This is a genomic window from Celerinatantimonas yamalensis, from assembly GCF_046054155.1.
GTDB lineage: Bacteria > Pseudomonadota > Gammaproteobacteria > Enterobacterales > Celerinatantimonadaceae > Celerinatantimonas > Celerinatantimonas yamalensis.
In genome coordinates this window covers 60,189-82,833 of record NZ_JBEQCT010000002.1, presented here as the reverse complement: position 1 = coordinate 82,833, position 22,645 = coordinate 60,189, and the positions used below count along the sequence as shown (strand labels likewise).

General features: G+C 43.2%; 16 protein-coding genes, 1 other RNA gene, 2 pseudogenes and 1 CRISPR repeat array. Of the genes and pseudogenes, 12 read left to right on the top strand and 7 right to left on the bottom strand.

The features are described from left to right. The first annotated feature begins 15 nt into the window (after positions 1 to 15). From ABUE30_RS04990 to ABUE30_RS04955, 8 genes are all read left to right on the top strand, one after another. The gene (locus ABUE30_RS04990) at positions 16 to 1,068 is read left to right on the top strand and encodes a cytochrome d ubiquinol oxidase subunit II (protein WP_408622605.1); all 1,053 of its coding nucleotides are present in this window, start codon (positions 16 to 18) and stop codon (positions 1,066 to 1,068) included. A gap of 19 nt (positions 1,069 to 1,087) precedes the next feature. After that, a complete protein-coding gene (locus tag ABUE30_RS04985) occupies positions 1,088 to 1,330 on the top strand; it encodes a hypothetical protein (RefSeq protein ID WP_408622604.1) in 243 nt (80 codons plus the stop codon). A 268-nt stretch (positions 1,331 to 1,598) separates the two neighbouring features. Continuing rightward, positions 1,599 to 3,428: direct repeats of the CRISPR family, unit length 28 nt; unit sequence GTTCACTGCCGCACAGGCAGCTTAGAAA. Positions 3,429 to 3,674: 246 nt separating this feature from the next. Next, positions 3,675 to 3,863: an AlpA family transcriptional regulator gene (locus ABUE30_RS04980; RefSeq protein ID WP_408622603.1), complete on the top strand. Its 189-nt coding sequence runs from the start codon at positions 3,675 to 3,677 to the stop codon at positions 3,861 to 3,863. A gap of 212 nt (positions 3,864 to 4,075) precedes the next feature. Beyond that, positions 4,076 to 5,011, top strand: a complete 936-nt coding sequence (locus ABUE30_RS04975) for a WYL domain-containing protein (RefSeq protein WP_408622602.1) — start codon at positions 4,076 to 4,078, stop codon at positions 5,009 to 5,011. A 37-nt stretch (positions 5,012 to 5,048) separates the two neighbouring features. Continuing rightward, positions 5,049 to 8,381, top strand: coding sequence for a helicase-related protein (locus tag ABUE30_RS04970; RefSeq protein ID WP_408622601.1), 3,333 nt, complete (start codon positions 5,049 to 5,051; stop codon positions 8,379 to 8,381). 3 nt (positions 8,382 to 8,384) lie between these two features. After that, positions 8,385 to 9,071 (top strand): DUF4391 domain-containing protein, encoded by a 687-nt coding sequence (locus tag ABUE30_RS04965; protein ID WP_408622600.1) that lies wholly within the window; start codon positions 8,385 to 8,387, stop codon positions 9,069 to 9,071. 81 nt (positions 9,072 to 9,152) lie between these two features. Next, positions 9,153 to 11,159: a site-specific DNA-methyltransferase gene (locus tag ABUE30_RS04960; RefSeq protein WP_408622599.1), complete on the top strand. Its 2,007-nt coding sequence runs from the start codon at positions 9,153 to 9,155 to the stop codon at positions 11,157 to 11,159. 9 nt (positions 11,160 to 11,168) lie between these two features. Continuing rightward, positions 11,169 to 14,246: a type III restriction-modification system endonuclease gene (locus tag ABUE30_RS04955; protein ID WP_408622598.1), complete on the top strand. Its 3,078-nt coding sequence runs from the start codon at positions 11,169 to 11,171 to the stop codon at positions 14,244 to 14,246. 202 nt (positions 14,247 to 14,448) lie between these two features. On the opposite strand, the pseudogene ABUE30_RS04950 reads toward ABUE30_RS04955, so the two are convergent. The 4 genes and pseudogenes from ABUE30_RS04950 to smpB form a co-directional block, all read right to left on the bottom strand. Continuing rightward, a pseudogene (locus ABUE30_RS04950) lies at positions 14,449 to 15,065 on the bottom strand (tyrosine-type recombinase/integrase); the annotation flags it as partial. A 53-nt stretch (positions 15,066 to 15,118) separates the two neighbouring features. Beyond that, a pseudogene (locus tag ABUE30_RS18535) lies at positions 15,119 to 15,280 on the bottom strand (integrase arm-type DNA-binding domain-containing protein); the annotation flags it as partial. 188 nt (positions 15,281 to 15,468) lie between these two features. After that, positions 15,469 to 15,834: a transfer-messenger RNA gene (gene ssrA / locus ABUE30_RS04945) on the bottom strand. 78 nt (positions 15,835 to 15,912) lie between these two features. Continuing rightward, the gene (gene smpB / locus ABUE30_RS04940; protein ID WP_408623185.1) at positions 15,913 to 16,395 is read right to left on the bottom strand and encodes an SsrA-binding protein SmpB; all 483 of its coding nucleotides are present in this window, start codon (positions 16,393 to 16,395) and stop codon (positions 15,913 to 15,915) included. 103 nt (positions 16,396 to 16,498) lie between these two features. Here smpB and ABUE30_RS04935 point away from each other — a divergent pair, with 103 nt between their 5' ends. Together ABUE30_RS04935 and ABUE30_RS04930 are read left to right on the top strand one after the other, a co-directional pair. Continuing rightward, positions 16,499 to 16,933, top strand: a complete 435-nt coding sequence (locus ABUE30_RS04935; protein ID WP_408622597.1) for an SRPBCC family protein — start codon at positions 16,499 to 16,501, stop codon at positions 16,931 to 16,933. Then, positions 16,930 to 17,268: an RnfH family protein gene (locus ABUE30_RS04930; RefSeq protein WP_408622596.1), complete on the top strand. Its 339-nt coding sequence runs from the start codon at positions 16,930 to 16,932 to the stop codon at positions 17,266 to 17,268. The genes ABUE30_RS04935 and ABUE30_RS04930 overlap by 4 nt, the downstream gene beginning before the upstream one ends. A gap of 25 nt (positions 17,269 to 17,293) precedes the next feature. On the opposite strand, the gene bamE is transcribed toward ABUE30_RS04930, so the two are convergent. The 3 genes from bamE to nadK form a co-directional block, all read right to left on the bottom strand. Beyond that, entirely contained in the window at positions 17,294 to 17,680 is a 387-nt protein-coding gene (gene bamE / locus ABUE30_RS04925; RefSeq protein ID WP_408622595.1) for an outer membrane protein assembly factor BamE, read from the bottom strand. A 100-nt stretch (positions 17,681 to 17,780) separates the two neighbouring features. Further along, a complete protein-coding gene (gene recN / locus ABUE30_RS04920; RefSeq protein WP_408622594.1) occupies positions 17,781 to 19,448 on the bottom strand; it encodes a DNA repair protein RecN in 1,668 nt (555 codons plus the stop codon). Between the two features lie 151 nt (positions 19,449 to 19,599). Beyond that, on the bottom strand, positions 19,600 to 20,481 hold the full coding sequence (nadK, locus tag ABUE30_RS04915) for an NAD(+) kinase (RefSeq protein WP_408622593.1): 882 nt from the start codon (positions 20,479 to 20,481) through the stop codon (positions 19,600 to 19,602). 242 nt (positions 20,482 to 20,723) lie between these two features. Between nadK and grpE the strand changes: the two genes are divergently transcribed. After that, a complete protein-coding gene (grpE, locus tag ABUE30_RS04910) occupies positions 20,724 to 21,356 on the top strand; it encodes a nucleotide exchange factor GrpE (protein ID WP_408622592.1) in 633 nt (210 codons plus the stop codon). Between the two features lie 175 nt (positions 21,357 to 21,531). Then, a complete protein-coding gene (locus ABUE30_RS04905) occupies positions 21,532 to 22,629 on the top strand; it encodes an NADH:flavin oxidoreductase/NADH oxidase (RefSeq protein WP_408622591.1) in 1,098 nt (365 codons plus the stop codon). Positions 22,630 to 22,645 lie beyond the last annotated feature (16 nt).

Sequence of the window (22,645 nt, the reverse complement as noted above, 5' to 3'; positions counted from 1 at the left end):
AAAGAGAATGTGAATATGCAACATATTATGAACATTACACACAGCTACCAGTGGATCACGCTTGTTTGGTGGATTTTAATTGGCTTATTTGTCGTGATTTACATCATTCTTGATGGTTCTGATCTAGGGGCCGGCATTTATTCTTTATTTCACTCAGATAGTGAAGAAAAAGGTTCCATCATGGCTTCCATGGCAGGCACTTGGGATGCAAATGAAACTTGGCTTGTGGTGGTCGGTGGGGCACTTTTTGGAACTTTTCCCATGGCCTATGGTTCACTGTTCCACTATTTAATGATTCCTCTGATGTTTGTATTGTGGGGGATCATTATGCGGGCCGTGTCTTTAGAATTTCATCACTACTCAAAACGCAGTCGAGTTTATTGGGATTGGGGATTTGGCATCGGTAGCCTGATGGTGGCGTTTTTTGCCGGTGTCTCTTTAGGGGCATTTCTTCAAGGTTTTCCCATGTCGCAAGCAGAGGTGCCGACCTTTTCAGGTAGCTATTTAGCATTTCTTACCCCATTTAGTTTTTGGACTGGGGTGACCGCAACAATTGCCGCATCGTTGGCAGGGGGCGTCTATCTTCGAGCTCGTTTTGATCGGGAAAGTGATATTTACCATAAGGCATTGAAATGGACCAATTTTATGTTTTATTTGGCATTGCTGGCCATTCTCAGTACCGTTATCTGGACATTTATTCAGTTTCCATGGGCCAGAAGTAAGTGGATTGGACCCTATTGGTGGGCTTTTGTACTTGCTGGTGCTGTAGTTCTGTACGCCACATGGGCAATGCGTCATGCATCACATCAAAGGCGAGATGTGAGTGCCATGCTGTGGCTTGCAGTGATAGTGTTTATTAATTTTGCCATCATGATGGTGACGATCTTCCCTTGGTTTGTCCCTGATACCATGACGATATTTGATGCGGCTAATCCTTCAAACTCATCAGGTGCTTTTACTTATACCATGCTTGGTTTTGTACCTGTCATGCTTTTCTACAACTTCTATCAGGCATGGGTTTTCCGTGCTCGACTGAGTAAGTTGGCAGGTTATGATAGCCACGCCTAGCGTAATTAAGGAGGCCTTGATGAAGGCCTCCTTAAAATTATCATCGCCTAGTGTGCAAGCCATATGGCGACTACGAGCAATGGCGCTTTTTTTAATTGGGCCTGCCGCTGGGATTATTCTTGTGCAGTGCATCTTCGGCCTACCAGCAATCTTATGGTGGTCCGCTGGCGGCATGAGTGTATTCATGTTTACTATTTTGTTTATACTCGTTTTAAAAGAGCGTGCATTGATTATCGAGCAGACAAAACGCAAATGTCCCTGATACAAAATGATAAACCGATAATCTATGCACATATTGGTACTAGATATTAGTGTCTGACTCCGAGACATATGATCGTCATGACAACCGTGCACGATGGTTTCGATGATTGATATTCATGCTTGTCGAATGGCCTTAGTTTAACCAAAAAATATTCTTTAAAAATCAGGCTATAAAAATCAATAAGTTACAAGTGGACTCAAAAAAAGGGTAAAAAAGCCTTTTTTAGCTAACAGCTTGTTGTAACTTATTTTTTAGCTGAGAAGCTCTAGTTCACTGCCGCACAGGCAGCTTAGAAAGTCCAGCGGACAAACGGATAGCCGTTTCTTTAGTTCACTGCCGCACAGGCAGCTTAGAAAGATAAACGAGTTGACTTTAAGCGATATAAACGGTTCACTGCCGCACAGGCAGCTTAGAAAGTCCCGCTCTGCGATCGCTGGTTAGCAAACGTGTTCACTGCCGCACAGGCAGCTTAGAAAACGAGCTAGTATCAACATTGACAAGCTTTTATGTTCACTGCCGCACAGGCAGCTTAGAAAGCTCGGGCTTATTTCGCTGTAAGAGTTAAACAGTTCACTGCCGCACAGGCAGCTTAGAAAAGCTAGTGAAATTTCAGCGACTGGCCGAGGCGGTTCACTGCCGCACAGGCAGCTTAGAAATATCCAAAAGAACTACGTTTTTCTTTGAGTTTGTTCACTGCCGCACAGGCAGCTTAGAAAAGTTCCCCCTGACGAGCCAGACATAAAACCTTGTTCACTGCCGCACAGGCAGCTTAGAAATGCAATCGCTCAATGTAAAGACCATTATCAGTGTTCACTGCCGCACAGGCAGCTTAGAAAAAGCTGCGCGCCAATCATTAGCCATGGGTAATGTTCACTGCCGCACAGGCAGCTTAGAAAGTTAGAATTAAATAATAAGGATTTTTGGACAGGTTCACTGCCGCACAGGCAGCTTAGAAATGGTAGCATCCGAAATGCAGGCAAAACAGCAAGTTCACTGCCGCACAGGCAGCTTAGAAAACTCAGTTATTACACTAGACGACATAAATATGGTTCACTGCCGCACAGGCAGCTTAGAAAGTCTGGTATCCAATTTTTCATCATTTCAATATTGTTCACTGCCGCACAGGCAGCTTAGAAAACTTAAAAGAATCACGTGAGCGCTTAGATGCAGTTCACTGCCGCACAGGCAGCTTAGAAATCACCAATCGCAATGAATTCACTCACTTGAATGTTCACTGCCGCACAGGCAGCTTAGAAAATATGATGGGATTTTTCCTGGTCGGCGCCTATCGTTCACTGCCGCACAGGCAGCTTAGAAAATTATGAAGCCCCTGTGCAAATACCATCAACGGTTCACTGCCGCACAGGCAGCTTAGAAAATGATTTCACCGTTCCCAGCGCCCCTTTAACCGTTCACTGCCGCACAGGCAGCTTAGAAAGGCTACGCTGCTAAAGAAAGACGGAATGACGTGTTCACTGCCGCACAGGCAGCTTAGAAACCAGAGCCGCTAAAGAGCGAAGAACGCGAATTGTTCACTGCCGCACAGGCAGCTTAGAAAATTAAAAAATCCGGATCTATCTAATATAAAGGGTTCACTGCCGCACAGGCAGCTTAGAAAGTTGTGCTTCCATCTAATTCTGGGTTCCATGTGTTCACTGCCGCACAGGCAGCTTAGAAAGAGATTATGTGCATAAGTGTTCGCACTGTAGAGTTCACTGCCGCACAGGCAGCTTAGAAATACAACACCATTCATCCAGTATTTTACATTATGTTCACTGCCGCACAGGCAGCTTAGAAATACCAACACCTTTGGTCGTCCAGTTGGATTCAGTTCACTGCCGCACAGGCAGCTTAGAAAGCCTGGGCCAAAAATATGTGACCGCAACGAGCGTTCACTGCCGCACAGGCAGCTTAGAAAATGTATTTTCCGAGCATCGCAGTAGATCGAACGTTCACTGCCGCACAGGCAGCTTAGAAATTCAACATCACGTTATTATCACTAAAATTAACGTTCACTGCCGCACAGGCCGCTTAGAAAAACGGAAAAATCACCTTGTCTGGTGAAGATGAGTTCACTGCCGCACAGGCAGCTAATTTGGCATATTCAAGTTTCTGCTGTGCACTGAGTGTGACTTTTGATTTTCTGGTCATTTTGATACCTTTTCGGTTTAGCTCATTTTACGCTATAAACCTGTCCAGTTTCATTAGACCATTACAACACGTTAATGACATATGCCTGAGATTTTTTTGATTAAGCCTTGTCGCGCCAAGGCTTAACACATCACCGTCTTTTTTTACGTCAGCGCTTTATCCCATGAGGACCACAGACATAGGAGAACGTCCCATGAGATTTTTAAAGCTAAAAGAAGTAATGGAAAAGACAGCACTGAGCCGTTCAGCTATTTACCGTAAAATGAATGACGGAGAGTTTCCGCAGTCGGTGAGTTTGGGTGATAGAGCGGTGGCTTGGATGGAGAGTGAAGTGGATGAATGGATGGAAGAACGTTTGCAAAACAGAGTGGTTGCCATGTAACCAACTAGTCAGAGGCAGTGCACAATGCACTGCCTAGATATTTGGCTTTTAAAATGAGAATCATCTGGTAGGATATAACCTAATAAATTTGATTACGTTAGTGCGTAGTAAGTGTGCAATCAGCACTAGGGGATGAGGATGGTCTTTTGGCTAACCCTAGGACGGGCATTTATTGAAACACGGTTTAAGCGCGACATAGGTATCTAAGACGCATGACAAATGATGCTCTGAAACAAACGGTAGTGGCGAAGCCAGATAGGCTTTCGCAGATAGCGCAGTTACCACAAGCAACCAGGGATCGCATTGCCCACATTGATTTCACCTTATTGTTTAAAGGAGAAGCGGTACGGGCGGATTTAGTCGATCGCTTCAGCATAGCCGCCGCACAGGCAACGAAAGACTTCACAATGTACAGAGAGCTTGCTCCAGGCAATATTGAATATGACCAAAAGCTCAAGTTACATAAGCGTGGTGAAGCTTTTGAGTCCTTGTTCGACTATGACGTTGTGAGAACGCTTGCGACAATTAGCCAAGGGTACGGCGATGGCTTCACTGGAAAGGTAAAAGCGCCTCTGGCTTGTGAAGCGCCTTATCACCTTAACAAGCCGAGTCTATCGATAGTGGCGAAAGTCACCGAGGCCATACACAAAGGCAAAGTCTTGAGCATCATCTATGTGTCGTTATCGAGTGGTGAAACTACGCGTGAAATTGTGCCGCATACGCTGGTGGACAATGGTCTGCGTTGGCATGTTCGTGGTTTTGACCGCAAGCATGGTGAATTCCGTGACTTTGTACTGACCAGAATTAAAGCAGCGGTCGTGCTTGAGGATTCGACGCTGTCTGAGGCTGAACTTGAAGCCCAAGACCGGCAATGGAACAGATTTGTTGAGTTAGAGTTAGTGCCGCACCCACGTATTAAGCACAGCGAAGCGATTGAACTGGACTATGGCATGACGGGTGGCGTTTTAAAGATTGAGATTAGAGCGGCAACGGCAGGCTATTTACTCAGACAATGGAATGTGGATTGTTCTACCAACGGCACACTCAAAGATGGTGGAGCTCAATTGCATTTAAAAAACAGAGCAACACTTTATGGAGTTAAAAACATCATGCTAGCTCCAGGGATTGAAAAAGAATTTAGTAACTAATGCACAAAAACGAACTTGGCGCAGGGAATAAATTTTGATGAAAATAATCGATAACCTTAACAACCTATTAGGTGACGAGCTTCAACAGACGTTGACACCGAATACAAAGTTAAAGATTGCAGCGTCTTGCTTTTCTATTTATGCGTATGAGGCTCTCAAAAAGGAGTTAGCGAAGATAGACTCACTTGAGTTCATCTTCACATCACCTACTTTTGTCGCAGATGAAGTTACCGATAAATTCAAAAAAGAAAAACGAGAGTTCTTTATCCCCAAAGCTGGGCGTGAACGCAGCCTTTACGGAACTGACTTTGAAATACAGCTAAAGAACAAGCTCACTCAAAAAGCAATCGCTAAAGAGTGTGCAAACTGGATCAGAAAGAAAGCGACATTCAAATCAAACAAAACTGATTCTCCAATGCAATCGTTTGTTGTGACGGAAGCACCTAGACAGCAAACAGAGACAATGAGTGCAGTTTTTGCTCCGGTTAGCGGTTTTACGGCGGTTGATCTAGGGTATCAGCGAGGTAATGCTATTTCGAATTTTGTGCAAAAAATCGATGAGCCAAATTTCACAGCGCAGTACTTACAGTTATTCGACCAAATTTGGAAAGACCCTGCGAAGCTTCAAGATGTTACTAAAACAATTTGCGAGCATATAGAGTCTGTATACCAGGATAACTCGCCTGAAAAAGTCTATTTCATTATTTTGTATAACATTTTTAATGAATTTCTTGATGATATTACAGAGGATGTATTACCAAATGATCGAACCGGTTATCAGGATACCTTGATTTGGAATAAATTATTTAATTATCAAAAAGATGCAGCGACTGGGATCATCAATAAGTTAGAGACTTATAACGGCTGTATTCTGGCTGATAGTGTTGGTCTTGGTAAAACATTTACAGCGTTAGCTGTCATCAAATATTACGAGCTCAGGAACAAGTCCGTACTTCTCCTGTGTCCGAAAAAATTGGCGGATAACTGGCTCAACTTTAATCGAAACTTAAAGACAAATATCTTTGCTAAAGATCGTTTTAGCTACGATGTTTTGTGTCACACGGATTTGAGCCGAACCTCTGGCGAATCCTTTGGTACTCCGTTGAATAGAATCAACTGGGGTAACTATGACCTTGTAGTCATTGATGAGTCTCATAACTTTAGAAATAACGATGCAGTGAAAGATCGAGAAACTCGATATCAGAAACTGATGAATAAAGTTATTCGCGCTGGCGTAAAAACCAAAGTCCTGATGCTATCAGCGACACCGGTAAATAATAGATTTACTGACCTGAGAAACCAGCTTGCGCTAGCTTATGAAGGTGAGTCGAGCAATCTCACAAAGCACCTTAAAACAACAAAAAGCGTAGAGCAGATATTCAATCAAGCACAAGCTGCATTTAACGCTTGGTCAAAACTAGACCCAGAGACGCGAACAGCAAAAGCCATACTTGATGCCTTAGACTTTGACTTTTTTGAACTGCTTGATAGCGTCACTATCGCTCGCTCACGAAAGCACATCACAACATTCTACGATACGACAGATATTGGCCATTTCCCTGAACGTAAAAAGCCAATCTCGTTTCATTGTCCGCTTACTACTCGTTCGGATGTAGTTAGCCTAAATGAGATCTTTGAACAGCTTAAGCTACTCAAGCTTTCTGTCTATGCGCCAGTGAGTTATATCCTACCGAGTAGATTGAAGAAATACGAGGAGATGTATGACACGCAAGTTGAAGGCGGAAAAGGTAAGTTAAAACAAAGCGACCGTGAAAAAAGCTTGGTTGCATTGATGACAACGAACCTTCTAAAGCGCCTTGAGAGCTCCGTATACTCGTTTAGAAGCACCTTGCAATCCCTTCATGATAACCATGTTCGTGTTCTTGGCATTATCGACGAATTTTATAAGCGAGATGGGCAAACCGAAGTGAGCAGTCTCGTTGAAGCGCTTGAGTCTATTGAAGCAGATGAAGACGATATGCCTTCTTATCACGATATGGAAATCGGCAACAAGATCAAAATAAAGCTGATGGATATGGATCTTCCATCCTGGCAGCAAGATTTAGATGGCGATTTGGAGCTGATCAAAGGGTTACTAGATTCTGTTAGCAAAATTAAGCCAGAAGAAGATGCTAAGTTGCAGCATCTAAAATCACATATTGCTGCAAAAATAAATAATCCAATAAATCCTGGAAACAGGAAAATCATCGTGTTCACGGCGTTTGCTGATACTGCTCAATATCTGTACGAGCAGTTGTCACCTGTAATGTTAAGCGAGCATAGAATACATACTGCGATGATCACTGGTGGTGCCAGTTTACCGAAGACAACCTTAAAAACCGGACGAAAAGGTTACGATACACAAGAAGTGCTCACCTTGTTTTCTCCAGTTTCTAAATCGAAAGCCAGTGTATTACCTGACGAACCAGCTGAAATCGATTTGTTGATTGCTACAGACTGTATCTCTGAAGGACAGAACTTACAGGACTGCGATTACTTAATTAACTTTGATATTCACTGGAATCCAGTTCGGATTGTTCAGCGCTTTGGGCGTGTTGACCGTATTGGCTCGCCGAATAAATGTATTCAGTTAGTTAACTACTGGCCTGACATATCGCTGGATGAGTACATCAACTTAAAAGAACGTGTTGAAAGTCGAATGACGATTGTTGATGTGACAGCGACCGGTGATGATAACGTCTTAAGTAGTCAAGCTAACGATGTGTCGTATCGTAAAGAGCAGTTAAAGAAACTACAAGAAGAAGTCATTGAGCTTGAAGATTTAAAAACGGGGGTTTCTATCACCGATCTAGGTCTAAACGAATTTCGAATGGACCTGCTTAATTTAATGAAATTCTACGGTGAACCAAGAAATGCACCAAGCGGCATGCATGCGGTGGTTGAAGCTAAGCCAGAACTAGGGTTATTGCCTGGCGTGGTGTTTGCGCTGAAAAACGTTAATAACAGTATCGATAGAGATTTGCAAAACAGACTCCACCCTTATTACCTTGTCTATGTATCGAATGAGGGGGACATCGTCGCTAATCATTTTGAGGTAAAGAGGCTATTAGATTTAATCCGGAGTAGCTGTAAAGGGCAAACAGAGCCACTCAGTGAGATTTGTGCATTATTTAATCGCCTAACACAAGATGGTCGAGATATGCAGCGTTACTCTCACCTTCTGACTGATGCCATAAAAAGTATGGTTGAAGTTAAAGAAGAAAAAGATATTGATAGTTTGTTCAGCGGTGGCGCTACCTCTGCTTTAGTGAATACATTTGCCGGTCTTGATGACTTTGAATTGCTAGCATTTATTGTGATCCAGCAAAAGCAGCTGATAGAAAACAGTGCTCAGGATGAGGTTGTCTAGTCTATGAACTCACCTTGGATATTTCCTGACAATGCAAAATTCGGTCGAGTCGTACCGAAGAGCAAAATATATGAACACAGCGCGGCAAGCGCTGGGTTGAAGTCACTTTTTGTAGAGCAAATAGACCAAATCCTTTGGGCTTACAAGCTATCGCCCAACACGCTGAATATTCCTCAAACCAGTGAGGTCAGTGAAATACAGGTTTTCAGTGTGAAGCTTAAAGGTGACTCGATAGACGATAGCGTACTAAAAGCGATTGATTTGGCCATCCCTTTTCCCATTTTATTTGAGGTATGGGGGGCTAGTGGTGAACAAGGCCACTATGCCGCTTGCTATAAGCGTAAGGCAGAAAATGATCAGTCCAAAAGGGTTTGTAGCCACTATTTACGCTCAGAAATATTCAATTCCGGTGAAGCATTAACAGTGAATTCAGAAGTTTTGGGTTTGCCTACCGCAATCGATATGGAGGAGATGTATCAAAAGCTTCTTACTCGATTGTTACCCATACCCAAACGAACCGCTGAGAGTATTGAAGAGGCCATTGAACGCTTGGTGGTAATTCAGGCATTGGAAAAGCAAATCTCGCAGTATAGGAAGAAGGTTCATGCTGATAAACAGTTTAACCGAAAGGTTGAACTCAATCAGCAGCTAAAAAATTTAAAGTGCGAGCTTGAAAAGTTGCTCGCATAAAGAATACACAGAGTAACAATTTTAATCAGATAAACAGTGCCACATGCTTTTTATGTAAGGCATCACGCAAAAGGTGAACACATGGATAAATTAAAGATGCACAGCCCCGATATGACGCAGCAAAACATAGAGAAAATTCAGGCGTTATTTCCGAACTGCGTGACGGAATCGAGAGGGGCTGACAAAGAGCTAAAGCTAGCAATTGACTTTGACCAACTTAAACAAGAGCTCTCAAATTCAATCGTAGAAGGCCCGCAAGAACGTTATCAGCTGAACTGGCCCGGTAAGAGGAAGTCACTGTTAAAAGCCAATTCACCTATTACCAAGACTTTGAGGCCAAATACAAGTGAGAGTGTAAGCTACGAGAATACACAAAACCTCTTTATCGAAGGGAACAACCTTACAGCACTAAAGTTAATAGAAGAAATGTATCTTGGGAAAATAAAACTTATTTATATTGATCCGCCCTATAACACTGGTGGAGACTTATTATATAACGATGATTTTTCTTTATCTTCAGCTGAATTTTTTAAAGATGACTTGCAAATAGATGATGAGGGTAACAAATTAACGAGTAATCTACAGGGAAATGGTAAATTTCATACGAAATGGTTGAATATGATATACCCTCGTTTGATCAAAGCTAAAAATCTTCTGTCAGATGATGGGATTATAGCTATTTCTATAGACGATAATGAACTTTCTAACTTGTTGTCGATAGTTGATGAGCTGTTTGGCTGGGAAAACCGAAAAGTTATTTGTGTCAAAATGAGCGAGTCCAGTGGGTTGAAAATGGGCAGCGTCATCAAAACAGGATCTATAGCTAAACTAAAAGAGTACATTGTTATTTGTTCTAAAAATCAAATTCGAGGTTTGAATTTGGAAAATATTCCAAAGGATAAATGGGATTCTGAATATAACATTTATCTTGAAGGTTTAACTAAGGATGACCGGAAAAAAATAAGTGAAGAATCTGAAAGAGAAACAGCAGCAGATATTCCAGCTTTAGATCAAATTGCAAAAAAGATCGAACTCAAGTCCGTGTCTGAAAAACTCAAAGAGTTAAATGTGACCAGTGAAAAAAAGGAAAGCTGGCTTTTTGAAAATTCTTGGCGGATCTGTCAATGTGCGACATCTTCAACAGTTTTGAAGCTTGCAAATGAAAAGAAAAATTCATGTAACCAAGAAAATTTCTTTGTATCTTCTTCTACGGGCAAGATTTATTTTGTTCGTGGTAGATATTCAAAAGATTCGTCGAAACCTAGATTACAAATGCTTTTTGCAGATGACAACCTTACATTACATCCTGGGGACTTTTGGCATGATATAAAGACTACAGGTTTAGATGGTGAAGGAGGTGTATCATTTAAAAATGGTAAAAAACCATTAAAGCTATTGAAAAGAATCATTAAAATGGTAACTAGCGGTGATGATACCATTTTAGACTTCTTTGCTGGCTCAGGCAGCACAGCACAAGCTGTTTGGGAATCAAATATTGACGATAATAGCAAAAGAAAATTTATACTTGTTCAATATCCGGAAAACTTCAATACTAAGAATAAAGATAACAAGGAATCTATTGAATTTTGTGAACGAAATGGTTTGCAGGCTAATGTCGCAGAGCTATCAAAACAGAGACTTAGAATCTGTATTGAAAAATTAAAAGATCAGCCAGAATTAGATCTAGGATTCAGGGTGCTTAAAGTAGATTCATCCAACATGGCGGATGTTTACTACTCTCCAGATCAAGTTACTCAGGGTTCGTTAGACTTATTGGTAGATAATATTAAATCAGACCGCACTGATGAAGATTTACTCTTTCAAGTACTGCTGGATTGGGGTGTCGATTTAACCTTGCCGATTAGAAAAGAAATGATTCAAGGTAAATCAGTATTCTTTGTTGATGATGATGCACTGGTGGCATGTTTTGATCTGCGCATAAATGAAGCTTTGATTAAAGAGTTAGCCACAAAAGAACCACTTCGCGTAGTGTTCCGTGATGACGGCTTTGAGTCTGATGCAGTAAAAATTAATGCCGAGCAGATTTTCAAGCAAGTGTCGCCACATACTGAAGTTAAAGCGATATAAGGAGGGATCATGAAGTTAAAGTTCAAAGTCCAGCCTTATCAAACTGTTGCCGTAGAGTCGGTTGTTGACTGCTTTGCGGGGCAGCCTAATACCTCTGGCGTAACCTACCGAATCGATCCTGGTGTTGCCAAAGATAAATTTGGTAATGCTGGCTGGGATATGAGCGACCAGGATGGTTTTAAAAATGCTGAACTCGCGGTCACTGAATCGCAGTTATTGCAAAATATTCATGGTGTTCAAAGTAGACAGAACCTTCCTGTTTCAGAAGCGTTAATCAGCAATGCTAGCTCTAAGATTAATCTCGATGTTGAAATGGAAACCGGTACTGGTAAGACATATTGCTACATCAAAACCATCTTTGAGATGAATAAGCGCTATGGCTGGAGCAAATATATTATAGTTGTGCCTAGCATCGCCATTCGTGAAGGTGTTTACAAGTTGCTGCAAATCACAGGTGAGCATTTTGCCCAGAATTACGACGGTAAAAAGGCACGGTTCTTTATCTATAACTCAAAACAATTGCATCAGTTAGAGAGTTTTTCTTCTGACAGTGGTATCAATGTGATGGTCATCAATATTCAAGCCTTTAATGCGTCTGGAAAAGACAATCGACGTATTTATGAGGAGTTGGATGACTTTCAGTCTAGGCGTCCTATTGATGTTATTAGTGCAAACCGTCCAATCCTGATTTTGGATGAGCCGCAGAAGATGGAAGGCAAGAAGACATTAGATGCCTTAGCCAAATTCAAACCACTGATGGTACTTCGATACTCCGCCACGCATAAAACAACACATAATAAGGTGCATCGCCTGGATGCGCTTGATGCTTATAACAATAAGTTGGTTAAGAAAATTGCAGTTCGTGGTATCTCAGTAAAGGGCTTAGCTGGCACGACAGCCTATCTATATCTGGACTCCATTGAGATCTCGAAAAAAATGCCAGTGGCTCGCATTGAGATCGAGGTTAAACAACAAAATGGTATCAAGCGTATACCTAAGAAGGTCACTAAGGGCAATAATCTTTTTGATCTTAGTAATGGTCTGGATCAGTACCGTGATTTTGTGGTTACTGATGTCAACGCGATTAACGATACGGTTGAATTCAAAAATGGCCATGTTTTAACCGCGGGCGATGCCACGGGAGACGTGACCGAAGAGACCATTCGCCGTATACAGATACGCGAGACAATCAAAGCGCACCTTGAAAAAGAAAAAACACTTTTTAGCCAAGGTATAAAGGTTCTCTCTCTATTTTTTATTGACGAAGTCGCAAAGTATAGAGACTACTCTCAAGCCGATGAAAAAGGTGATTATGCTCGCGTCTTTGAAGAAGAGTACTCCTTGCTTGTACAGGAGTATCTTGATGAGTTGTCCCTTTTACCAAGTGAGCAGACTGATGCCTATAAAGCCTATCTATCGGCCATTGAAGGCTCTAGAACGCATAATGGTTACTTCTCAATTGATAAGAAATCAAATCGTCTTCAGAACCCAGGCTTTAAAGTTCGTGGTGAAGATGCCGGGCTATCAGATGATGTAGATGCTTATGACTTGATTCTAAAAGATAAGGAAAAGTTACTTTCGTTTGAAGAGCCTACTCGATTTATCTTTTCACACTCGGCCTTGCGCGAGGGTTGGGATAATCCAAACGTATTTGTCATGTGTATGTTAAAACACAGCGACAACACTATCTCTCGTCGTCAAGAAGTTGGGCGTGGTTTACGTCTGGCCGTCAATAAACATGGTGACAGACAAGACCATCCGGCAACTGTGCATGAAATTAATGTCTTGTCGGTGATTGCAAGTGAAAGCTATAAAGACTTTGTTACGAATCTGCAAAAAGAGATCAGCGAGTCTCTCTCAGCGAGACCTAGAAAAGCAGATGAAGCTTATTTTACGGGTAAGACAATTACAACGGCTGATGGACCTGTAGAAGTAACACCTGTCATGGCTAAGCAAATTTATAAATATTTGCTTAAAAATGATTATACCAATGAAGCTGACGATTCAATCGCGCCATCATTCCACCAGGCTAAGGCTAGTGGACAGTTAGCGCCAATGCCTGCTGAGTTAGAGCCTTACCGAGAGCAAATATTGACCCTGATTGACGGTGTTTATAGTGAAGCGCAACTTCCTGGTGTTGGTGATGATCGTAAACCTAAAAACAATCCGTTGAATGCTAATTTTGAGAAGAAAGAGTTTCAGGAGCTTTGGCACAAAATTAATCGAAAAGCGGTTTATAAGGTTGATTTTGATTCGTCTGAGTTGATTAAAAATTGTATTCGGGTACTCAACAAAGAACTTAAGGTCACGCCTCTTCAGTATACCATTCAAGATGGTGTTCAATTGGATGGCATTACCGACGAACAACTAAAAGCTGGACAAAGTTTCAAGGTGAAAAACACTGAGACTGAAACTCATCAATCGAGCATTCATTCTGCTGTTCGTTATGACTTGGTTGGTAAGTTGGCTGAAAATTGTGTGCTGACTCGCAAAACAGTCGCTAAAATACTGATGGGTATAGAGCCTATTGTATTTGCACAATTTAAGCAGAACCCTGAGCATTTTCTAACTGAGGCTTCACGCCTTATAAAAGAGCAAAAGGCATCAGTGATTATCGAGAAGCTATCATATGATCCAACGAACGAATCTTATGATGTTGATATATTCACGGCTGAGCAAAAAATCACAGATATGACAAAAGCCGTTAGTGGTGTAAATAAGCATATTTATGATTATGTTGTCGTTGATTCACAAGGCATTGAGCGGGACTTTGTTACGGAGCTTGATACAAGCAAAGAAATCGTGGTTTATGCAAAACTGCCCCGTGGTTTTCTGATACCGACGCCTGTTGGCGACTACAACCCTGATTGGGCTATTTCTTTCAAAGAAGGAAGTGTTAAACACATTTACTTTATTGCTGAGACTAAAGGAACGATGTCTTCGCTTGAATTGCGTGGCATAGAAGATCGCAAGATTGAATGTGCTAGGAGATTCTTTGAAAAAATTAATGCAGAAATCATGAGTGAAAACGTCAAATATGATGTTGTAACGAGTTACTCGAAATTGATGGAAGTCGTAAGCGGCTAGATATTAATGTCACCTATATGGGCTACTCTTTCTAGGATGAGTAGCCCATTTTTTTATTTTTGATGGAATCTTTTATGGTTACTTTTGACCAGCTAATGCAGACTTTCATCTTCGCCCTAAACAATCTTGGTGGTTCAGGTAGTATTGATTAAATATACGAGTAAGCTTGAGATTCGACAGCTTTGCTCGATTAGCTTGAAGGTCAAATCACTTTCAACTGTTTAGTTCCCGTAACAGAGAGGCTGCCTTTGGCTGCTTCTTCTATGTGCTCACTCCACCAGCACATCATTGGCATGCGACGTTCTAAGTAGTCCGTTCGATTATAGGCACTGCGTACCTGGTTATCATCAACGTGCGCTAATGCTGCTTCAACCAGGTCGCGTTCAAACCCTTGTTCATTAAGTGTGGTACTGACAAGTGAGCGTAAACCGTGACTGACTAAACGTCCGGCAAATCCCATACGTTTAAGTGCCATGTTAGCGGTTTGACTGTTACAAGGCTTTTTAGGATCTCGGTCTGATGGGAACACGTATTCACGATGATCACTGATTGGCTTCATGACTTCGAGTAAAGCTAACATCTGTTCTGTTAGAGGAATTCGGTGTTCTCTTCTTTTTTTCATTCGTTCTGGTGGAATGGTCCATACCTTAGCATCCCAGTCAATTTCTTCCCATTTCGCGCCAGACGCTTCGCTAGGGCGTGTCATGGTATGAAGCTGCCATTCAATTAAACAGCGCGTGGTGCGCTTGATACTGGCATTGGCGATGGCCTGCATTTTGGCAATTCTGCTGGAGCCAGTGCGGCCATATTTTCTTTTCTCTAGCCAGTTTTAAACTGACTTTCTCAATAGTACCTAAGCCAATATTGATGCGCTTCTTCGTGTACGGATGACTGTATTGGAAATTCCATTGCTTCGTACCGTTATTGCGTACTCGTAACTGAAGACTGAGTCCATCAGAAAGGTTGTAGTCTTTCTCTTTAGGTTTTGCGTTTTTGATTTGAATTTGAGTAAGAGGAATAACGGTTCTCGGCATGGCTGTCACAGTATCCTGGCGACTCGTTGTATTCCAAATTTTGCTTCAAAAGTTTTGGAATACAATCTGGAATACATAAAACTGTGGCTGCTGAAAGACGTTATTGGACGAGTATGGACGCTAAGTTATTGATTTTACGTTGCTATAGTCAATAAAAAAGACGTCCGAAGACGTCTTTTTTATCAAAGTGGTGGAGCTGGGGGGATTTGAACCCCCGTCCAGAAACCTCTCACACAAAGGCACTACATGCTTAGTCGACCTTTAAATTCGCGATAATGCTGCCAGCCGACGCGCCACATTATCACTAGCTTGAATTAAGTTTAACGGTTCAGCTCTCAAGCGGGAGCATCCACGCGATCCTGTTTTTGTTTGATCTTCTGAACTCCCCGTCTTACAGGCGGAAGCTAGGGCAGAAGAGCACTAGAAGGGTATTAAGCTGCTAGTGCGTAGTTTTCGTCGTTTGCGACTATTTTTTTGCGGCTTTTAACGAGGCCAACCGCCCCTCGGCATGCTCCTCTGAGCTCATTGATCCTGTCGAATCCTGAATCAGCCCCAGAGTTGATTTAGCAGTATAACACGGCCAGTATCAATGATACTAGGCCATTGTGTTTAACCGCTTTTTATTTGAACAATTAGCGTAAGGTATGTTTCATCACCCGTGCTTTGGAGCGTTGCCACTCCCGTTCTTTGATATCGGTTCGTTTATCGTGCTCTTTTTTACCCTTCGCTAAACCGATTTCAATTTTAGCCCACGAGCGTTTCCAATACATCGCTAAGGCGATAATGGTGTAGCCTTGACGTTCGGTTGAACCGATGAGTTTGTCGAGCTCACGTTTATTAAGCAATAGCTTACGTACCCGCGTTGGTTCAGCAATCACATGAGTCGAGGCGGCATTCAAAGGTTGAATGGTCGCACCCGATATGAAGGCTTCGCCGTTGCGAATAAATACATAGCTTTCGCTGATATTTACTTTACCGGAACGTAGTGATTTTACTTCCCAACCCTGTAACTCTAGGCCTGCCTCGAATTTATCTTCAATATGATATTCGTGACGGGCTTTTTTGTTTTGGGCGATGGTACCGCTACCCGATTTATTTGAATTTTTCTTAGCCATAGGGGTGCCATTATACCCATCTTCAAGCACAAGAAAACTGATATTCTTCGTCTTTATCCGTGTTGGTGGTAAAATTGTCGGCGATTTTAAAAGAGGAGTGTTCATGTCGCAGATCCAACGTAGTGCTTTGGTGAATTTTAGTGCCGAACAGATGTATCATTTGGTCAATGATGTGGAGTCTTACCCGCAATTTTTGCCTGGGTGTGTAGGCGGGGAGTTATTAAGTTTGCAAGATAATCAGATGACGGCAACGGTGCAGGTCGCTAAGGCAGGTATTCGCGGGGAGTTCACCACCCACAACATTATGCATCCTTATCACAAAGTTGAGATTAACTTGGTTAAGGGGCCATTTAAAAACCTCAAAGGGGTGTGGCATTTTGTTGAGCTGGATGGCCACGCTTGCAAGGTGATGTTGGAGTTAGAGTTTGAATTTTCGAACCGGTTAGTTTCCATGGCTTTTGGCCGCATTTTTAAAGAATTGGCTGGTTCAATGGTGCAGGCTTTTTCTACTCGCGCAAAACAGGTGTATGGGGCATGAGTGAGTTAAATATTGAGGTTGTGTATGCACTCCCTGAGCGGCAAACACTGTTGTCGTTGGCCGTTCAGGCTGAATCAACCATTGAACAAGCTATTGCGCTATCGGGTATCTATCAACATCATCCTGAGTTGAAAGAGCAGCACTTAACGGTGGGAATTTTTAGTCGTTCAGCAAAGCTCGGCGACACCTTACACGATGGCGATCGCATTGAAATTTATCGGCCATTGCTGGCCGACCCCAAAGAGCTGCGTAAGCTTCGTGCTGAGCGAGCAAAAGCGGCGGGTAAAGCCGATAAAGGGACTGGTGGTAAGCCAAATCCGCGACGCAGCGAATAGCGTCGGTTTATGCATTGTGCTTGTACTAACTGGTTGTCGCTTGAACCGGTGCATTGACTGGGATATTAAAGCTAGGCCCAATTGGGTAGTCGCCACGAATGCTTTGTAGTTTGTTATTTTTAAATGTAGCGATAAGTTTTTTCTGGGTCAATTTACCGTTCCCTACTTGATAACGGTAGATGTAGTACCACTGATTAGGCGTAAAAGCATCGACTAGCATCGGTGTGCCCATCAGATATTTCACCTGAGCAGGGCTCATCCCCACATGCAGTTGATTTACATCTTTCTGCTCAACGAAGTTCCCTTGAGGGATGTCAATTTTGTAGACCAGCTTGTTAAGTTGCGAGCAGCCGGACAATACAGAGGTGGCCAATAGGGCCGAAATTATCAGTCTCGTGCGCATTATCTTCATTATTTACGTCCATACTAAGGCTGCTCATCATACCAAGGACTGACTAAAAAAGAAGCCTTGTTTCTCGCTTGTGATTGATTTTGAGCGATAACTACGTGAGTTAATCTTGATGCGAGAGTAATTCTCGAGCATTCGCAAGGGCTGTATCGGTAATTTCATTGCCCGCTAATAACCGCGCTAGCTCTTCAATTCGCTCTTGTTCATTCAGTGCGACCATTAAGGTTTCAGTGCTCTGTTTTTGTTGTTTTTTACTGACCCGCAATTGGTGATGCCCATTACCGGCAACTTGCGGTAGGTGGGTAACACATAAAACTTGGTTGGTTTTACCTAATTGGCGCAGCATTTGCCCGACCACTGCGGCAGTTGGACCACTAATTCCCACATCCACTTCATCAAATATCAAGGTAGGAACGCTAATATGTTCGGCGCCAAGCACTTGTATGGCAAGTCCAATGCGTGAGAGTTCGCCGCCAGAAACTACTTTGCTCATGGCTTGCAAAGGTTGGCCAGGGTTGGTGCTGACCATCAGCTCAGCTTTATCCCATCCATTTAAGCTGGGGTGATGCTCATCGCTATTGATCTGAATCTGAAAGCACGCTTTGGGCATGCTTAGTTGCCGGATTGATTTTTCCAGTAATTGGCTCAGATGCTTGGCGTGGCGGTTCCGGCTTTGGCTTAGTTTGGCGGCCTGTCTGGTATAGTCTTGCCAGCTTTGTGAAATTTGCTCATCCATGCCCAATAGTTGTTCATCTGCCTCTGCAAGCTGTTGTAGCTCTTGTGCTAATTGTTGATGATGTTCTGGCAGCTGTTCTGGATTCACTTGATGTTTGCGTGCTAGATCTAATGCTTGGCTTAATCGTTCTTCCAATTGAGTGAACTGTTCGGGGTCGAGCTCGAGCTGGTCGGCGGCATGGCCGAGCTGATCGCCGACTTCTTCGACCTGAATCACGGCTTCTTGCAACAGATCATAGGCGCTTTGTAAGTTAGGTTCATAGTCGAGTAGATCGGCTATTTTTTTACAGCCTTGCTGCAACATCGATAAGGCGTTGACTTCATCATCTTGGCAAAGCATGGATGATAGTTGCTGGCAGCTTTCTAATAGTTCGGCGCTATGAGCTAACCGTTTATGTTGCGCATCTAACTGCTGATATTCATCCGGCTGAAGGCTAAACTGATCCAGTTCTTCCACTTGATACTCTAGCAATTGCTGACGCGCTTGCAGAGCGGCTTGTTCAGTCAGGCGGCGCTCTTTTTCATGACGTAACTCTTGCCAGTGCTGGTAAGTGCTTGCTACTTGTTCAATCAAACTTTGGTGGTGACCATAATCGTCAACAATCGCCAATTGGCGCGCGGGCTTAAGCAATTCATGATGAGCATGTTGACCATGGATACTGACCAATCGGCTTCCTAATAACTTGAGCTGGTTAACCGGAACTGGCGTGCTGTTAATATAGGCTTTTGAACGCCCTTCATGGGTAACAACCCGGCGTAAAATACACTCGCCTTCATCGTCGAGTTGATTATCTTGCAGCCACTGTTGCGCGCTTAAATTATGGCGTATATCAAAACGGGCAGATACTTCTGCCTTTTTCTCATTTGGGCGAACCATTGCCGCTTCAGCGCGATCACCAAGGCACAGCCCGAGTGCATCAACTGCAATCGATTTCCCTGCACCTGTTTCGCCAGTGATGGTGGTCATGCCAGAGGCGATATCCAGCTCTAAAAAACGGACAATCGCAAAATTTTGAACAGTCAGCTGAGTTAACATGCATTGCTCCTTCTACACGTAATGTGTATATATATACAGTTGTTTTTGTGTGGGAGCAAGTGTTATACGCGCGATTAGATGATTATTTATAAGGTGAGTCAAGAGTAGGCGCGCTTTCGATAATGCCTACTCTTTGATCCTATGATATGGATTAAAAGAGCTGACTTCCCCAGCCTAACTTTTTACGCAATACGTCAAAATAGTGGTAGTCGGTAGGATGAATTAGACGTAATCGCTGCGGATGTTGACGCACAATCACTTCATCGCCAGCAATAACATTAATAGGCAGGTAGCTGTCACAGCTAATTAAACAATCAGAACGATTATGTGGGGCAAATTTAATTCGCACTTGTGATTTGCCATTGATGACGGTGGGGCGGGTGCTGAGCGTGTGTGGGTACATCGGGACTAGAGCAATCGCTTCGAGATCGGGGCTTAAGATTGGCCCACCGCCTGATAATGAGTAGGCTGTTGAGCCCGTAGGCGTGGCGATAATCAAGCCGTCGGCGCGTAACCCTAGCATAAAATTGTCATCAACATAGACGTCCATCTCTAGCATATGAGCCACTTTGCCTTGATGTAACACCACTTCATTCATTGCTTTGTGTGTACCAAGGCTTTGTCCGTCGCGAATGATCTCCGCTTCAAGTAAAAAGCGATGTTCGGTAATAAATTCGCCATCAAGTACGGCGTTAAGCGGAGCTTCAAAGTCATCGGGATGTAAGTCGGTTAAAAAACCTAAGTTACCGCGATTGACGCCAATGACGGCCACATCATGACCGCTAAATTCCCGAGCGGCCCCCAGCATATTGCCGTCTCCTCCGACGACTATCGCTAAGTCAGCTTGTTGGCCGATTTCACTACGGCTGGCAACTTCGCTATTGCAGATGGGGAGTTGCTTAGCTACGCGCTCTTCAACTAATAAGCGGTATCCCTTATTTTGCAAAAACTGATGCAATTGATTGAGTGTTTGGTTGGCACCAGCATGATTTGGTTTGCCAATTAGGCCAATCGTTTGAAAAATTTTTGTCATAATAACTTCATATCTAGGGGTGCATGATATATTTAAGGGCGTTGCTTTGTGACTACGCAGAAGACGCCCACTGAATACAGCTGTATGATATATCTACTTATATTAATGTTAATTATAGCCTGAGGGGAGATGTAATCCACCAGTTAAACAGCGAATTATGCCAATATGGGTTGAAACCCTCGGTATCATCCCCATAATAACCCTCAAGAATTATTTAGGCTAACTTTTCGGAGTGTCGCATCATGAGTAGCGAGCAACCAAAACACCAAACTGAGCAAACTGTTGACCCTATAGACAGCGTTGAGCAAACCTCGGCCACTGAGCAGGCTGCACCTGAGCCTGAAGTGATCCTTGCAGATGATGCAGAGAAACAGGATCTGCAGGCTGAATATCAAGCAAAAATTGCAGAGTTAGAGGCCCAGTTAGCGAAGGCCAATGAACAGATCCAAGAGCAAAAAGATGGCGTTATCCGCGCTCACGCTGAAGTGGAAAATATTCGTCGACGCAGCGCGCAAGATATCGACAAAGCCCATAAATTTGCTTTGGAGAAATTTGCGGGTGAATTGCTGCCTGTTATCGATAACCTTGAGCGAGCTATTGGCGCTGCTGATCACGAGAATGAAGAACTCAAACCGATGCTTGAAGGGGTTGATTTAACGCTTAGATCATTCCTTAATACCGTTGCTAAGTTTGGGGTTGTCGAAGTTAACCCTGACGGTGAAGCCTTTGATCCGGCGAAGCATCAGGCGATGGGCATGCAAGAAAGCGAAGATGTTGCGCCGAATACTGTATTGGCCGTGATGCAAAAAGGCTATGAGTTGAATAGTCGCTTGATTCGCCCAGCGATGGTGATGATTTCAAAAGCAAAAAGTTAATTGCTGTTGTATTCACATTTTTGTTGAAGCGGCCAGTGGCCGCTTTTTTTATCTCGAAATAATGGTGTTTTTGGCACGACCAAGTTAACGATTCAATGATGTGATTAGCGCTTGTCTGTTCTAGAATGGATCTGCTATTGTTGAATGGTTATTCAACATCATTGAGGAGATCCATTTGGCTACATTATTTACTCCATTAAAATTGGATGAATTAGAGCTTGTGAACCGTATCGTGATTGCTCCCATGTGTATGTATTCAGCAGAGCACGGTAAGATGACTGACTGGCACATACAACATCTAGGCAATCTTGCTCAGTCAGGTGCAGGGTTACTGATTATTGAAGCAACGGCCGTTGAACCGCATGGTCGAATTAGTTACGGTGATGTTGGGTTATGGGATGATTTGACAGAACAGGCGATGCAGCGGGTGGTCGATAGTATTCGGCGCTACTCAAATATGCCAATTGCTGTGCAACTGGGCCATGCAGGACGTAAAGGCTCTTGCGATGTGCCATGGAACGGCGGGCAGCAGATCCCCCCAGAGCAAGATTTAGGTTGGCAAACCATTGCCCCATCGGCTGAACCTTGCAAACAAACAGAAAACCCGCCTCATGCAATGACCGAAGAAGATATTGTCGCGCTGAAGAGCCATTTTGTGAGCGCAGCGCAGCGTGCTGCAAAAATAGGTCTCGATGCCATCGAATTGCACGGCGCACATGGTTATTTATTGCATCAATTTTTGTCTCCTTTGTCGAATTTACGTGATGATCAATATGGTGGTTCGCTGGAAAATCGGATGCGTTTGGTCTTAGAAGTTTTTACTGAAGTCCGCGCTGTTTTTCCGCAAGGTAAACCTGTTGGTATTCGGATCTCAGCTACAGATTGGGTCAGAGGCGGCTGGGATTTGCAACAGAGTATTGCGTTGGCAAAAGCGTTAGATGAGCAAGGGTGTAGTTTTATCCATGTTTCAAGCGGTGGCTTGAGTGAAAATCAGCAGATTGAAGTTGGCCCTGGTTATCAATTGCATTTTGCCGAGTCGATCAAACAAGCGGTGCAAATGCCAGTCATTGCTGTTGGGCTTATTACTGAACCGCAGCAAGCCGAAGAGGTGCTGCAAACAGGGCAAGCGGATGCCGTCGCATTGGCGCGAGGCATTTTATACGATCCGCGCTGGCCATGGCATGCGGCAGTTGAATTAGGTGAAAAAGCTATTGCCGCTGAGCAATATCAACGCTGCGCCCCGCATAACCATAAAGATCTATTCAGTAAATAGTGGGCTATAAGCCATT

Coding starts and splice junctions, on each gene's coding strand:
- ABUE30_RS04990 (WP_408622605.1), top strand. CDS start 16: ATGCAACATATTATGAACATTACACACAGCTACCAGTGGATCACGCTT.
- ABUE30_RS04985 (WP_408622604.1), top strand. CDS start 1,088: ATGAAGGCCTCCTTAAAATTATCATCGCCTAGTGTGCAAGCCATATGG.
- ABUE30_RS04980 (WP_408622603.1), top strand. CDS start 3,675: ATGAGATTTTTAAAGCTAAAAGAAGTAATGGAAAAGACAGCACTGAGC.
- ABUE30_RS04975 (WP_408622602.1), top strand. CDS start 4,076: ATGACAAATGATGCTCTGAAACAAACGGTAGTGGCGAAGCCAGATAGG.
- ABUE30_RS04970 (WP_408622601.1), top strand. CDS start 5,049: ATGAAAATAATCGATAACCTTAACAACCTATTAGGTGACGAGCTTCAA.
- ABUE30_RS04965 (WP_408622600.1), top strand. CDS start 8,385: ATGAACTCACCTTGGATATTTCCTGACAATGCAAAATTCGGTCGAGTC.
- ABUE30_RS04960 (WP_408622599.1), top strand. CDS start 9,153: ATGGATAAATTAAAGATGCACAGCCCCGATATGACGCAGCAAAACATA.
- ABUE30_RS04955 (WP_408622598.1), top strand. CDS start 11,169: ATGAAGTTAAAGTTCAAAGTCCAGCCTTATCAAACTGTTGCCGTAGAG.
- smpB (WP_408623185.1), bottom strand. CDS start 16,395: ATGGCTAAGAAAAATTCAAATAAATCGGGTAGCGGTACCATCGCCCAA.
- ABUE30_RS04935 (WP_408622597.1), top strand. CDS start 16,499: ATGTCGCAGATCCAACGTAGTGCTTTGGTGAATTTTAGTGCCGAACAG.
- ABUE30_RS04930 (WP_408622596.1), top strand. CDS start 16,930: ATGAGTGAGTTAAATATTGAGGTTGTGTATGCACTCCCTGAGCGGCAA.
- bamE (WP_408622595.1), bottom strand. CDS start 17,680: ATGAAGATAATGCGCACGAGACTGATAATTTCGGCCCTATTGGCCACC.
- recN (WP_408622594.1), bottom strand. CDS start 19,448: ATGTTAACTCAGCTGACTGTTCAAAATTTTGCGATTGTCCGTTTTTTA.
- nadK (WP_408622593.1), bottom strand. CDS start 20,481: ATGACAAAAATTTTTCAAACGATTGGCCTAATTGGCAAACCAAATCAT.
- grpE (WP_408622592.1), top strand. CDS start 20,724: ATGAGTAGCGAGCAACCAAAACACCAAACTGAGCAAACTGTTGACCCT.